A 13,676-nucleotide genomic window follows, 5' to 3' on the forward strand; every position below is an offset into this window, starting at 1 on the left:
GAAGTGAATTGATATGGCCAAGCGAATCGACGTCAGCGGCCTCTCCGCCTACTACGGCGCCCACAAGGCGATCGACGACATCTCCATGACCGTCGAGCCCCGCTCGGTGACGGCCTTCATCGGCCCCTCCGGCTGTGGCAAGTCCACCTTCCTGCGCACCTTGAACCGGATGCACGAGGTCACCCCCGGTGGCCGCGTCGAGGGCAAGGTGATGCTGGACGACGAGAACCTGTACGGCTCCCACGTCGACCCGGTCGCCGTGCGCCGTACGGTCGGCATGGTCTTCCAGCGCCCGAACCCCTTCCCGACCATGTCGATCTTCGACAACGTCGCGGCGGGCCTCCGGCTGAACGGCAAGTACAAGAAGTCACAGCTCAGCGAGATCGTCGAGCGCTCTCTCAAGGGCGCGAACCTCTGGAACGAGGTCAAGGACCGCCTGAACAAGCCGGGCTCCGGCCTCTCCGGCGGTCAGCAGCAGCGTCTGTGCATCGCCCGCGCGATCGCGGTCGAGCCGGACGTCCTGCTCATGGACGAGCCCTGCTCGGCCCTTGACCCGATCTCGACGCTGGCGATCGAGGACCTGATCGGCGAGCTGAAGGAGCGCTTCACGATCGTCATCGTGACGCACAACATGCAGCAGGCCGCCCGCGTCTCGGACCGTACGGCCTTCTTCAACCTGGCGGCCGTGGGCCAGCCGGGCAAGCTGATCGAGCTGGACGACACCGAGCGCATCTTCTCCAACCCGAGCGTCCAGGCGACCGAGGACTACATCTCCGGCCGCTTCGGATAAGCCGACACACCCCCAGGACCGTTGTGCGGTGCTGCATGGCGGTGCCACCGCATGACGAAGGGCCCGGCCCCCCACAGGGGAGCCGGGCCCGTATGCGTTCCGAGGCGGTCAGCCGAAGATGAGCTTCACCACGAAGTAGCTGGTCGCCGCGACCAGCGCCGCCGCCGGCATCGTGATGAACCACCCCAGGATGATGTTCTTCGCGACCCCCCACCGCACCGCGTTCACCCGCTTCGTCGCGCCCACGCCCATGATCGCCGAGGTGATCACATGCGTCGTCGAGATCGGGGCGTGGAACAGGAACGCCGAGCCGAACATGATCGACGCACCGGTCGTCTCGGCCGCGAACCCCTGCGGCGGGTCCAGCTCGATGATCTTCCGGCCGAGCGTCCGCATGATCCGCCAGCCACCCGCGTACGTACCGAGCGAGAGCATCACGGCACAGGCGACCTTCACCCACACCGGGATGTCGTCGCCCGCCTGCTGCACATCGGCGATGACCAGGGCCATCACCACGATGCCCATCGTCTTCTGGGCGTCCTGCAGACCGTGGCCGAGCGCCATGCCCGCCGCCGACACCGTCTGCGCGATACGGAAGCCGCGCTTGGCCTTGTGCGGGTTGGCCCTGCGGAAGATCCACATGATCAGGCACATGACCAGGTAACCGGCCACCAGACCGACGACCGGCGAGATGAACATCGGGATGACGACCTTGTCGAGCACGCCCGACCAGATCACCTCGGTCCCACCGGCCAGCGCCGCGCCCACCATGCCGCCGAACAGCGCGTGGGAGGAGGAGGACGGAAGACCGAAGTACCAGGTCACCAGGTTCCAGATGATCGCGCCGACGAGCGCGGCGAAGAGGATGCCCATCCCCTTGTCGCCCTCGGGCGTCTCGATCAGGCCCTTGCTGACCGTCTTGGCGACCCCGCTGCCGAGGAACGCACCGGCGAGGTTCATCACCGCGGCCATCGCCAGCGCCGCCCGCGGGGTCAGCGCCCTGGTCGACACGGAGGTGGCGATGGCGTTGGCCGAGTCGTGGAAGCCGTTCGTATACGTGAAGCCGAGCGCGACACCGATGGTCACGATCAGGGCGAAGGTGTCCACGAAGCTCAGGACTCCTTGACCGCGATGGTCTCCACCGTGTTCGCCACGTGCTCGAAGGCGTCGGCCGCCTCTTCCAGCACGTCGACGATCTGCTTGAGCTTGAGCACCTCGATGGCGTCGTACTTGCCGTTGAAGAGGTGGGCGAGCAGCTTGCGGTGGATCTGGTCGGCCTGGTTCTCGAGCCGGTTGACCTCGATCCAGTACTCGGTGAGGTTGTCCATCGTCCGCAGGTGCGGCATCGCCTCGGCGGTCAGCTCCGCGGCGCGGGCCAGCACCTCGATCTGCTGCTCGACACCCTTCGGGAGCTCTTCGACGTTGTAGAGGACGACCAGGTCGACGGCCTCCTCCATGAAGTCCATGATGTCGTCGAGGGAGGAGGCGAGGTTGTAGATGTCCTCGCGGTCGAAGGGCGTGATGAAAGAGGAGTTCAGCTGGTGGAAGATCGCGTGGGTGGCGTCGTCACCGGCGTGTTCCGCTGCCCGCATCCGCTCCGCGATCTCGGCCCGGGCGGACATGTCCGCTCCGAGCAGTTCCATGAGGAGCTTCGAGCCCGTGACGATGTTGTCCGCGGACGCGGCGAACATGTCGTAGAAGCTCGTCTCCCTGGGGGTCAGACGAAATCGCACGTGGGGTCCTCGGGGTGCTGGGTTTCGGTCAGGCTGATGCTAGGCGCATCATCCGGCCACGGCTAACCGGCGTCCCCTCAGTGTCGCCCATCAGGCACAGTGGCATGCACGGGCCCCCGCCGCGACCTGGCGGGGATCGGTACCATATACCCACGAGGGGTATACAGACCCTTTTCTGGACAGCGGGAGGACGCGATGACGACCACCGAGGCGGCCGAGGTCACCCCCGACACCGTCGAGCCGGCCGGCCACGATCACGGCGTGCACGGCTACCACAAGCAGAAGGACGAGCACCTCAAGCGGCTCCGGCGCATCGAGGGCCAGATCCGCGGGCTGCAGCGGATGGTCGACGAGGACACGTACTGCATCGACATACTCACCCAGGTCTCCGCGTCCACGAAGGCCCTGCAGTCCTTCGCGCTCCAGCTCCTGGAGGAGCACCTGCGGCACTGTGTCGCCGACGCGGCGACGAAGGGCGGCGACGAGATCGACGCGAAGGTCGAGGAGGCCACCAAGGCCATCGCACGGATGATGCGCACCTGAGCGACGTGAGGCGCACGAGCGTGACGCGTACCTGAGCGCCCCCGCCCCGGCCCGGCCGCCCGATCAGCGGCCGCGGCCGTCGTGGGCCTCGCGCTCGGCGGCCACTCTCAGCACCTCGTCGATCCGGTCCGCGCTGAGGCGCTCCCCGTCGGCCGCCGACGCCGCGATGATCAGCTCCCCGCACAGCTCGATCTCGGCGAGAGCGACGCGGTCCTGTTCGGTGGGCACTGTCGCGGTACTGGACGGAGCCACGCGCATTCACCTCTTCCTGCCGGCGTCGGTCTCCCAGCGTAGGGAGCGGGCCACGCACCACGCATGACACGTCCGGACCATTTGGGTCTGGTCGGAGGTGGCGGGTCCTACGCCTTGATCTTCCCGGCGTAGATGTCCTCACGGCTCGGCAGCCGTACGTCGACGGGGGTGCCGAAGCCGTAGAGCAGCGTCGTCGACGCGACCGCGACCGTACGGCCCTGGTTGGCGAAGCTGAACTGGTGCCGCACCTTGCGCAGCCGCCCCTCGGCGTCGAGATACGCGTCGAACGGGACGGCGTCCTTGGCGAACCCTTTCGCCGCGGCGGCCAGCGCCCCGCGCACCTGCGGGGACGCGGTCCGGGCGGCCACCGCGAGGTCCGCCACCCCGCGGTAGTGGTGGACCCGCACCCCGGCGAGCTCGACCTCACCGACGTAGGTCACCTGCTGAGCGCCGCGCAGCAGTTCGGCGGCGACGGCCGGGTCGGTGGCCCCGTTGGTGACGAGATTGCCGTCGTGAAGGGCGGCGGTGTCCACCCGGACCCACTTGTCGGCGGGGACTCCGGCGCCGCGGTTCTTCATGTACAGCGCGCCCGGGGTGAGGAGCTCGGTGATGGGCCGGTGCTCACTGGCCCCGGCGGCGTCCTTGGGCAGCACGACCTCCAGGTGCCCGGTACACCGGCGGAAGTCGTAGCCGCCCTCGCCGCGGATCGTCACCCGGGTCCCGCCGGACGCCATCTCCATGCTCGTACTCGCCTTGGAGGTGCCCGCCCGGCTCAGCACCTCGGCCGCCTGCCGCACGCTCGTCGCCGGATCACCACCCGGCTCGGCGCCCGGTTCGGCGGCCTGGGGGGCCGCGCACGCGCCGACCATCAGAGCCGCGGCGACGGCCCACGCCCCGCCCGTGCGTCCGCTCCGCTCCACCATCGCCTGCCAACCCCCAACGCCGTACCGCCGCTTGCCCGGGATCCGCCCTGCCCTGGTTCCGGCGGGCGTGGGGAGACCCCCACGGATAACGACGGCGTCGGCGGCCCGTCACGCGCAGTACCGTGGTTGCGTGCACGAGCAGTCCCCACATCACACGACGACCATGGAACGCGGCTCGTTCGCGATGGCCCGGTGCAGCTGCGGCTGGACGGGCCCGGCGCGCAGATCGCGCGAGCGGGCCCGTACGGACGCGGCGGCGCACGAGGCCACTGCCCAGCAGGCCCCCGCGCACTAGCGGGCGGCCCGGCCGGCAGGTCTTCGCCATGAGGAAGACCCGCGACTGTCGGCAACGCTCGTGATCAATACACCTAGGCCGCGAGGCCGTTCTCGCCGTTGCCGGAGCCGAGCCGGGGCTCGGGGATGCCGAGCGTCTCGGGCAGTGGGCAGCGCTCGACGGCGTGCCTGGAGCGGACGAGCCGGGCACCGTGCTTCGAGCGGGCGATCGCGGAGACCAGCGGGGTCAGCAGGGCGTGGGCGAGCGGGGCGAGCAGCAGCGCCACCGCCGTACCGAGCGCGAAGCCGCCGATGACGTCGGTGGGGTAGTGCACACCCATGTAGACCCGGCAGAAGCCCTCGGCGAAGGCGAGCGCGATGGCGGCGAGGCCGAACTTGCGGTGGGCGACGAAGAGTCCGACGCCGATGGCCATGGCCATGGTGGCGTGGTCGCTGACGAAGGAGTAGTCGGTCTTGCCGTCGACGAGGACCTCGAGCCCCCGATGGTCCTTGAACGGCCGTGGCCGCTCGACGAACCCGCGGATGGGGATGTTGACGAGCAGTGCCACACCGGCGGCGAGCGGCGCCCAGACGAGGCCCGCGAGCGCGGAGACGGAGTCACCGAGGGTGCCGCGCCGGCGGACGCTCCACCAGCACCAGAGCGCGACGAGCACGAGCCCGAGCATGATCCCGTATTCGCCTACGAACTCCATGACGCGGTCGAACCACGGCGGGGCGTCCTTCGCCAGGCCGTTGATGTCGTAGAGCACGCTGACATCGGGGTTCGAACCGTCCGATGCGAGTCCAGACATCTGCTGCGGCCCCTTGCCTTGTCACATGAGTCGACCGTGGGCGGTCGGATCAGGGAACGAACCGCCTGAGGCGTGCGTTCCGCTCTTCCCTGAAGATCACCCTGACGTTACCCAAGAGTGACACGTCGTCGCAGCTCAGGGCCTGCGGTTTAGGGAGAGTTCCGGCCAATGGTCAGGTTCGCGCCGGGTCGGTCGGCAGCGCCGCCGCGCCTTCCTGAGTGACCCGCGTCGCTCCGAAGTAGTCCGGTGTGTCGATCTTGGTGAAGCGGATCACGGCTCCGGTGCGCGGGGCGTCGATCATGTATCCGCCGCCGACGTAGATGCCGACGTGCCTGATGGCACGGGAGTTCGTCAGATCGTCGGAGAAGAACACGAGGTCCCCGGGCAGCAGTTCGCCGCGGGAGGGGTGAGGGCCCGCGTTGTACTGGTCGTTGGCCACGCGCGGCAGCTTGATCCCGACGGTCCGGTACGCGGCCTGGGTCAGCCCGGAGCAATCGAATCGGCCATTCTGCGCGGCTGTTCCCGTGCCGCCCCAGAGGTACGGCGTGCCGAGCTTCTGCTGGGCGAAGTAGATCGCCCCCGCGGCCTGCTTGGAGGGCTCGACCCGGCCGAGGGGGCGGGCGAAGCTCTTCTCCAGGGAGCGGATGATCCGCACGTAGTTCTGCGTCTCGCTGATCCGCGGCACCCCACCGGACTTGATGACCCGGTACGCCCCGGCGTTGTACGCGGCGAGCATGTTGTTCGTCGGATCGCCGGGCACGTCCTTCACGTAGCCGGCCAGTTCGCAGTCGTACGAGGCGGCCGACGGGATCGCGTCCGCCGGGTCCCAGACGTCCCGGTCCCCGTCCTTGTCCCCGTCGATGCCGTGACCGGCCCAGGTGCCGGGGATGAACTGGGCGATGCCCATGGCGTTGGCCGGCGAGACGATCCTCGGGTTCCAGCCGCTCTCCTGGTAGAGCTGCGCGGCCAGCAGGGCGGGGTTGATGGCGGGGCAGAGGTTCCCCCACCGCTGCACCAGCCCCTGGTACGCGGCCGGCACGGCCCCCTTGGCCAGCCCCACCGTGCCGTTCTTGGCGTCACCCGCGCCCCCGAGGAGCCCGGCGGCGGCGGAGTACGTCCCGACGACGAGCAGCGCGACGAAGCTCAGGCACACGCCGAAGACCCCACCGGCCACCAGCCACGCCTTGCCCCCAGCGCCCGCCTTACGCACCGTCAACCACCCCTCGGCTCTTGGCAGTCCCGCCGCCAGTCTAAGCGGCGAGCCCGGGATCGCGTGGGTGGACGAAGGGGGCGCATCGGGGGTGTCCGCCTCGCGCCTCACCGAGCCGGCCGGGCACGGCTCACTTCCGCTTCAGCACCTCCACCAGGCTGGAGGAGCTGTCCTGCCCGTGCCCGGCCTCGACCCCACGGCGGAAGAGGTCGACGACGGCGGCGGGAAGGGCTCCGTCGACGCCCGCGTCCGTGACGGTGTGCAGGACGTGTTCGGCGCTGGCCAGGCCCATCGCGAGACGGTCGACGTCGCCGGAGTGGTCACCCGCGTCGACGCGCGGTGCGTAGAACTCCAGGAACCGCTTCATGTCCAGGGCGCCGACGGAGTACGGAAGGAGGTCGGCCGCCTTGATCCCGTACGCGTCGGCGAGGGCGAGGGCCTGCCAGTGGCCGCTGAGGGCCGTCCAGAACATGACCATGTTGAGCTGGTAGAAGAGCGCGGCGAGACCGGGATCCTCGCCGCGGTAGTCCGTGCCGGTGAGGACTTCGAGGGTGGGCCGGTGGGCCTCGAAGACCTCACGCGGACCGCTGTAGAAGGCGGAGGAGCCGGCGGCTCCGATGCCGGAGGGCGGCACGAGCACCCCGCCGGTGAGCTGGACCGCTCCGCGCTCCCGCGCCCAGTCCGCCGTTTCCCGCGCCCGTCCCGGGGTGTCGGAGCTGAGGTTGACGAGGACCCTGCCGGCCAGCGCGGCGGGGGCGACCTCGTCCAGGACGGCGTACAGGGCCGCGTGATCGGTGAGGCTGACGACCACGACCTCGTTGGCGGCGACCGCCTCGGCGGGGGACGGGGCGAGGACCGCGCCCCGCCGCACGAGGTCCTCGGCGCGGGCTGCGGTGCGGTTCCACAGGGTGACGCGGTACCCCTGGTCGAGGTAGGCGCCGGCCATGGCACGGCCCATGGGACCGAGCCCGATGACGGTGACGGAGTTGCCCACGGCAATCCCCTCTCTCTAAAACGAACGCTCTATTTAGCGTGGAGCCAAGAACGTAGCACAGCTCTAAAACGAACGCTCTACTCAGCGGCTCGCTACACTCACCCCATGCAGACCAGCACCACCGGCTCCACGCGGGACCGGATCGTCGTCGCCGCCTCCCGCCTCATCCAGCGCCAGGGCTACGTCGGCACGGGCATCAAGCAGATCGCCACCGAGGCGGAGGCCACCCTCGGCTCCGTCTACCACTTCTTCCCCGGCGGGAAGGAAGCCGTGGCGGTCGCGGCGATGGAGCACGGCCGCGAGGAGTTCGCCGCGGTCCTGCGCACCGCCCTGGACGGCGAGGACGACCCCGCCGAGGCCGTCGACGCCTGCGCCCGCATCCTGGCGAAGGAACTCCGCACCTCCGGCTGGACCGACGGCTGCCCGGTCACCGCGGCCGCCCTGGAGACGCTCGGCACGGACAACCCCATCCAACGCGCCTGCGCCGAAGCCCTGCTGGCCTGGCAGAACCTGGTCGCCGACAAGCTCCTCGGCTGCGGCTTCCCGGACCCCGAGGCCCGCGACCTCGCGGCGACGGTCATCAACACCCTGGAAGGCGCCGAAGTCACCGCCCAGGTCACCCGCTCGGAGACCCCGCTGCTCCTGGCCGGCCGCCACCTCTCGCGCCTGGTCGCCTCCTACGCCTGACGACCACCCCCAAGAGTGCAACAACGACAGTCATTGCCCGGAGTCACCCTCCGTGATACACAGAGTGACCATACGCTTCTTCGCATGGAAACCGGCCACACCGCCGCAGGTCAAGACGGTCGGATCGGCCACGTGTGCGGGAATCGGGTAAAGAGAGCCGTCAAGCCGTCACACGCGAGCGGTTTCATCAGCGAAGATAGGGCGATGACCCATGCCATGAGGCAAGGGCGACGAACTACCCAACAGGGGCGGTGAGTTACATGTACCTGGCGGCCGAGAAGGGCGACATCACCACCATCATCGGTGGAATCGCCCCGAACTGGGGGCCTTTTGGGAGCCTGGGCAATGAGGCCAAGGTGATGATCGAGGTAGTGATGGCCGTGGCCATCCTGCTCTGCCTCGGCATCGCCATCTGGGGCGCGGCCAAGCAGCGCATCGGCGCGACCGCCCTCCGGGACACGTTCAGCGCCGAGCAGGGCAAGGGCCTGATCGTCGCCGGTCTGACCGGGGTCTTCATCATCGGATCACTGGGGACGCTGTTCACGATCGTGTACGGGATGGCTGTCTAACCACCGAGGTCACGTTCCCTGATGTCCAGTCACCACACCGCGCCCGCGCGGAAACCAGCACGGCTTCTGTCGTACCCGCGAACGGTTGAGGGGGCGTACCCGTCATGAGCCTCGGCGACGACAACGACGACGACGGCTTCGGCGGCTCCGGCCAGACCCGCACCCGCCTCCCCGAGGGCGACGCCCCCCGCCGCGCCCCGGCCCGCAGCTCGCGCTCGCTCATCACGGTGGTCGGCGTCGTGGTCCTCCTCCTCGCCGCCATCGCCTTCGCCAACACAGGCGGCGGCAACGGCGACGCCCCCACCAGGGACCAGGCCAAGCCCCCGGGCACCGCCTCGGAAGCCCCAACGGCAGCGACAGGCGTCCCCCCGGTGACAGGCAGAACGGCCAACATCCCCTCAGGCTTCGCCCACGACCAACAGGGCGCCCAGAGCGCGGCGGTGAACTACGCGGTACCTCTCGGTTCCGCCGAGATGTTCACGGCCTCCCGCCGTCACGAGATCGTCGACGCGGTCTATGCCCCCACAGTTGCGGCCGCGCGCCGGGGCGACCTCGACAGGGTCTACTCGGACAAGGGCTTCCTCACACGCATTGGTCTGAAGGAGGACGGCACAGCCCCCACCGGGCTGACGTTCATCTCACGGGTCATCCCCGTGGGATCGAAGATCGAGAGCTACAGCAGCGACCGAGCCACCGTCGCCGTCTGGTATTCGTCACTGTTCGGCCTTGCGGGTGAAGGGTCCCAGAACCCTGTGTCCGAGAGCTGGTACACCACCATCTACCAGCTGGAGTGGGTCAGCGGTGACTGGAAGGTGACCGACTTCGACCAGAAGGATGGTCCGGTGCCAGTCGGTCGTGACCAGGCTGCCTCAGGCGCGGAGGAAATGGCAGACGCTGTGCACCAGTTCGGGGGGTTCACGTATGCCCGGTAAGCGCCCTCTTCGGGTCCTGGCGATGGCAGCCGCCGCCACAGCCGTTCAAACGTCAGTCGTGCTGCAGGCCGACCGCGCCGTCGCGGCGCCGACGCCCACACCCAGCCCGAGCAACAACCCGTGTGACCTCATTCGCGGTCCCGCACGCGACTACTGCGAGAACGGCGAACCCGGCAGCTCCCGTACCAACGTCGACGACCCCACCGCCGCCCTCGACCCCCTCTCCTCCCTCGCCCGTGGCTGCGCCGACGCCGCCATCTCCATCGTCGACAAGCTCTCCCAGGCCGTGAAGGAGACCGCCGACGTCGACTTCACCAACCTCGAGTTCCTCAGCCGCTACGCCATCGTCTTCGCCGCCGCCACCGTCCTCACCCTCCTCCTCTGGCTGCTCGCCGTAGCGAAGCGCGCCATCCGCGGCGTCCCCCTCACCACCGCCATCTCCGAGGCCATCGGCTTCCTCTGGCTCACCGTCCTCGCCTCCGCGTTCACGCCCCTCATCCTCTACACCGTCGTGAACGCCACGGACGCCGTCACCGAAGTCATCGCCTCCGGTACCGGCCAGCAGACCGACGTCTTCTTCGGCAGCTTCAAGCAAGCCCTGCAGAAGGGCGACGACATCGGCGGCGGGCCGATCATGCTGATCATCGTGTCCCTGGTGACCGTCCTCGCCGCCGGTGTGCTCTACCTCGAACTGTTCCTCCGCGCCGTCCTGCTCTACGTCGGCGCCCTGCTCGGCGTCGTCGTCTACTCCGGGCTCGTCGACAAGAACATGTGGGGCCACGTCCGCCGCTGGGCCGGGATCATGATCGCGGTCATCCTCGTCAAGCCCGTCATCGTCATCGTCCTCGGACTCGCCGGCGCGCTCTCCTCCGGTACCGGGCCCGACTCGTTCTCCGCCGTCGTCTCCGGCCTCGCCATCATCCTGCTGGCCATCTTCGCCTCCGCGATGATCTACCGCTTCGTGCCCGGCTTCGGCGACGAGATAGTCGCCTCCCGCAACAACCGGCTCCACCGCGCCGGTGAGAACGCCGCCGCCGCCGTCATCTCCTCCCCCGCCTCCCTCGTCTCGCAGGGCATCAAGACCCACAGCACACGCAGCGACGGCGGCCAGGGCGGCGGAGGCGGCAACGGGCCCGCCCGGCCCGCGAACCCCCTGGCCGGCGGTGTCGCCGCCCACAGCAGCCGCGGCGGCTCGGGCGGGGGCGCGGGTGGGGGAGGCGGCGGAACTGTCCCCTCCGCCGCACCCCCGCCGCGTAGCAGCAGCCCCACATCAGGCACCCCGCACAGCAACCGAAAGAACTCTGGAGGTGGAGGGCGTTGACGACCCAGTCCCAGCCGGTCACGCCCCGCCGTACGTATCTGATCGGCCGCGCCCGGCCGAACGCGATCGTCGGCAAGAACCGCGAGACCGGCGAGATCGCGCTGATCATCGCCGGAGCGTTCCTCGGCATGATGAGCGGACTGATCGTCCCCGTCCTGTCCCTGCGGATCGTCCTGCTGATGGGCTTCCCGCTGCTCGCGCTCGCCGCCGTCTACGTCCCGTACAAGCACCGCACCTTCTACAAGTGGTTCGAGATCAACCGCAGCTACAAGCGGAGCCTGAAGCGCGGTACCGCCTACCGCTCCACCGCCGTCGAGGCCGGCACCCGGCTCGACGGACGTGAGGTCGAGGTCGGCCCGCCCCCCGGCATCGGCCGGATCAGCTGGATGGCCGCCCCCTTCGGGCCCGACGAGATCGCCGTCCTCCTCCACGCCGACCGCCGCACCGTCACCGCCGCCATCGAGATCGAGGGCCCCGGCGTCGGACTGCGGGACAGCGAGGACCAGGAAGCGCTGGTGGACCGTTTCGGCACGCTGCTCAAGCACGTCGCCAACGGGGACGGCTTCGTCACCCGCCTCCAGATGCTCGCCCGCACCCTGCCCGCCGACCCCGACGCGCACGCCAAGGACGTCGGCCAGCGCGGCGACCCGAACGCCCCGGCCTGGCTCCAGGAGTCGTACGACCAGCTCCAGTCGATGGTCTCCACCTCCAGCGAGCAGCACCGCGCCTACCTCGTGGCCTGCATGCACTACACCCGCGAACTGGCCGCCGAGGCCAACGCGATGGCCCGCGCCGCCCGTCACACCTCCGGCGCCCGCAAGCTCGACCGCGACGCCGGACTCGCCGTCGTCATGGCCCGCGAACTCACTGACATCTGCGCCCGCCTGGCCGAGGCCGACATCAGGGTCCGCCAGCCGCTCGGCCAGTCCCGGCTCGCCTCCCTCGTGCACTCCATGTACGACCCGGACCACCCGATCGACCACATCCAGGCCATGACGAAACGCAACGCCTGGCCGGCCGAGCTCGACGCCATGGAGCCCACCTACCTCCAGGCCAAGACCCGCGAGTCCTCCACCCGCGCCCCCTGGTGCCACGCCACCGCCTGGGTGAAGGAGTGGCCGATGACCCCCGTCGGCGTCAACTTCCTCGCCCCGCTCCTCGTCCACACCCCGGACGTCATCCGCACGGTCGCCGTGACCATGGATCTGGAGCCCACCGAGGTCGCCATCGAGCGCATGCTCACCGAAAAGACCAACGACGAGGCCGAGGCGTCCCGCCAGGCCAAGATGAACCGCACCGTCGACCCGCGCGACATCGCCGCGCACGGCCGGCTCGACCAGCGGGGTGAAGATCTCGCCAGTGGCGCGGCGGGGGTCAACCTCGTCGGGTACATCACTGTGTCGTCGCGCTCGCCCGAGGCCCTGGCCAGGGACAAGCGCACGATCAGGGCCTCCGCCGGCAAGTCGTATCTGAAGCTGGAGTGGTGCGACCGCGAGCACCACCGGGCCTTTGTGAACACGTTGCCGTTCGCGACCGGCATCCGCCGCTAGCCGCTAAGGGGCCCGTGCACATGCGAGATCCACTCTCCGCCCTCACCGAAGCCTTCACCTCCTTCCTCTTCGGGAAGGTGGAGACCACGCGGCTGCCCGTACGCACCTCGACCGGACAGGCCCAGGCCGTCTACCTCCCGACCGCCGCCCCCGGTCTCGGCGACTCCGGCGTGATCATCGGCCGCGAGGTGTACAGCGGCAAGGGCTACATCTACGACCCCTTCCAGCTGTACGGACAGCAGCTCCCGGCCCCCCACTGGCTCGTCCTCGGCGAGTCCGGAAACGGCAAGTCCGCGCTGGAGAAGACGTATGTCCTGAGGCAGTTGCGCTTCCGCGACCGGCAGGTCGTCGTGCTCGACGCGCAGGGCGAGGACGGCGTCGGCGAATGGAACCTGATCGCGCAGGAGCTGGGGATAACCCCCATCCGCCTCGACCCGATGGTCGCCGTCGACGCCGGCATCCGGCTCAACCCGCTCGACCCCTCGATCACCACGACGGGGCAGCTGGCGCTGCTCCGCACGATCATCGAGGTCGCGATGGGGCACGGCCTCGACGAGCGCGCGGGCTTCGCGCTCAAGGTCGCCCACGCCTACGTCAACGAACAGATCACCGACCGCCAGCCGATCCTCACCGACATCGTGGAGCAGCTCCGCCACCCCAAGGCGGAGTCCGCGGAGGCGATGAACGTCGACATAGACGATGTACGCGCCTGGGGCCTGGACGTCGCCCTCGTCCTTGACCGGCTGGTCGACGGCGACCTGCGCGGCATGTTCGACGGCCCGACGACCGTCGGCATCGACCTCGACGCGCCGCTCATCGTCTTCGACCTGTCCCACATCGACCGGAACTCGATCGCCATGCCCATCCTGATGGCGATCGTCGGCGTGTGGCTGGAGCACACCTGGATCCGCCCCGACCGGAAGAAGCGCATCTTCCTGGTCGAGGAGGCCTGGCACATCATCAACAGCCCCTTCGTGGCCCAGCTGTTCCAGCGGCTGCTGAAGTTCGGCCGCCGGCTCGGCCTGTCGTTCGTCGCCGTGGTGCACCACCTCTCGGACGTCGTCGACGGCGCCGCGGCCCGGGAGGC

The 13,676-nt window shown here is 69.4% G+C and carries 16 protein-coding genes; 9 read left to right on the top strand and 7 right to left on the bottom strand.

The window, feature by feature from the left end:
* The first annotated feature begins 13 nt into the window (after positions 1–13).
* Positions 14–790, top strand: a complete 777-nt coding sequence (pstB, locus tag IE136_RS27935; RefSeq protein WP_158988757.1) for a phosphate ABC transporter ATP-binding protein PstB — start codon at positions 14–16, stop codon at positions 788–790.
* A gap of 108 nt (positions 791–898) precedes the next feature.
* Here the strand turns inward: pstB and IE136_RS27940 are convergent, their stop codons facing one another.
* Together IE136_RS27940 and IE136_RS27945 are read right to left on the bottom strand one after the other, a co-directional pair.
* Positions 899–1,897 carry an inorganic phosphate transporter gene (locus tag IE136_RS27940; protein WP_158988756.1) on the bottom strand — a complete coding sequence of 333 codons (999 nt, stop codon included), beginning with the start codon at positions 1,895–1,897 and terminating at the stop codon, positions 899–901.
* A 5-nt stretch (positions 1,898–1,902) separates the two neighbouring features.
* Positions 1,903–2,523, bottom strand: coding sequence for a DUF47 domain-containing protein (locus IE136_RS27945; RefSeq protein ID WP_158988755.1), 621 nt, complete (start codon positions 2,521–2,523; stop codon positions 1,903–1,905).
* Positions 2,524–2,718: 195 nt separating this feature from the next.
* On the opposite strand from IE136_RS27945, the gene IE136_RS27950 reads away from it, so the two are divergent.
* Positions 2,719–3,066 (top strand): metal-sensitive transcriptional regulator, encoded by a 348-nt coding sequence (locus tag IE136_RS27950; RefSeq protein ID WP_158988754.1) that lies wholly within the window; start codon positions 2,719–2,721, stop codon positions 3,064–3,066.
* Between the two features lie 63 nt (positions 3,067–3,129).
* On the opposite strand, the gene IE136_RS27955 is transcribed toward IE136_RS27950, so the two are convergent.
* On the bottom strand, positions 3,130–3,324 hold the full coding sequence (locus IE136_RS27955) for a hypothetical protein (protein WP_158988753.1): 195 nt from the start codon (positions 3,322–3,324) through the stop codon (positions 3,130–3,132).
* A gap of 101 nt (positions 3,325–3,425) precedes the next feature.
* Complete coding sequence (locus IE136_RS27960) at positions 3,426–4,241, bottom strand: SCO4651 family lipoprotein (RefSeq protein WP_189601731.1); 816 nt, start codon at positions 4,239–4,241, stop codon at positions 3,426–3,428.
* 130 nt (positions 4,242–4,371) lie between these two features.
* Between IE136_RS27960 and IE136_RS27965 the strand changes: the two genes are divergently transcribed.
* The gene (locus tag IE136_RS27965; protein ID WP_189601732.1) at positions 4,372–4,536 is read left to right on the top strand and encodes a hypothetical protein; all 165 of its coding nucleotides are present in this window, start codon (positions 4,372–4,374) and stop codon (positions 4,534–4,536) included.
* Between the two features lie 73 nt (positions 4,537–4,609).
* Here the strand turns inward: IE136_RS27965 and IE136_RS27970 are convergent, their stop codons facing one another.
* The 3 genes from IE136_RS27970 to IE136_RS27980 all read right to left on the bottom strand — a co-directional run bounded on the left by IE136_RS27970 (position 4,610) and on the right by IE136_RS27980 (position 7,530).
* Entirely contained in the window at positions 4,610–5,326 is a 717-nt protein-coding gene (locus tag IE136_RS27970; RefSeq protein WP_158988751.1) for a phosphatase PAP2 family protein, read from the bottom strand.
* A 172-nt stretch (positions 5,327–5,498) separates the two neighbouring features.
* Positions 5,499–6,536, bottom strand: a complete 1,038-nt coding sequence (locus tag IE136_RS27975; protein ID WP_189601733.1) for a C40 family peptidase — start codon at positions 6,534–6,536, stop codon at positions 5,499–5,501.
* Positions 6,537–6,666: 130 nt separating this feature from the next.
* Complete coding sequence (locus tag IE136_RS27980; RefSeq protein WP_268247965.1) at positions 6,667–7,530, bottom strand: NAD(P)-dependent oxidoreductase; 864 nt, start codon at positions 7,528–7,530, stop codon at positions 6,667–6,669.
* A 105-nt stretch (positions 7,531–7,635) separates the two neighbouring features.
* Between IE136_RS27980 and IE136_RS27985 the strand changes: the two genes are divergently transcribed.
* The 6 genes from IE136_RS27985 to IE136_RS28010 form a co-directional block, all read left to right on the top strand.
* Positions 7,636–8,217, top strand: a complete 582-nt coding sequence (locus IE136_RS27985; RefSeq protein ID WP_158988749.1) for a TetR/AcrR family transcriptional regulator — start codon at positions 7,636–7,638, stop codon at positions 8,215–8,217.
* Positions 8,218–8,477: 260 nt separating this feature from the next.
* Positions 8,478–8,786 (top strand): DUF8827 family protein, encoded by a 309-nt coding sequence (locus IE136_RS27990; RefSeq protein ID WP_024757447.1) that lies wholly within the window; start codon positions 8,478–8,480, stop codon positions 8,784–8,786.
* Positions 8,787–8,890: 104 nt separating this feature from the next.
* Positions 8,891–9,718: a hypothetical protein gene (locus IE136_RS27995; protein WP_189601734.1), complete on the top strand. Its 828-nt coding sequence runs from the start codon at positions 8,891–8,893 to the stop codon at positions 9,716–9,718.
* A complete protein-coding gene (locus IE136_RS28000; protein ID WP_158988747.1) occupies positions 9,708–11,039 on the top strand; it encodes a hypothetical protein in 1,332 nt (443 codons plus the stop codon). Before IE136_RS27995 ends, IE136_RS28000 begins: the two co-directional genes overlap by 11 nt.
* Positions 11,036–12,589, top strand: a complete 1,554-nt coding sequence (locus IE136_RS28005; protein WP_158988746.1) for an SCO6880 family protein — start codon at positions 11,036–11,038, stop codon at positions 12,587–12,589. Before IE136_RS28000 ends, IE136_RS28005 begins: the two co-directional genes overlap by 4 nt.
* Before the next feature lie 20 nt (positions 12,590–12,609).
* Positions 12,610–13,676: ATP-binding protein (locus tag IE136_RS28010; RefSeq protein ID WP_229819218.1), on the top strand; the 1,067-nt coding region annotated here is incomplete at its 3' end.

It is taken from the genome of Streptomyces lateritius (genome assembly GCF_014649715.1).
Taxonomy (GTDB): Bacteria; Actinomycetota; Actinomycetes; order Streptomycetales; family Streptomycetaceae; genus Streptomyces; species Streptomyces lateritius.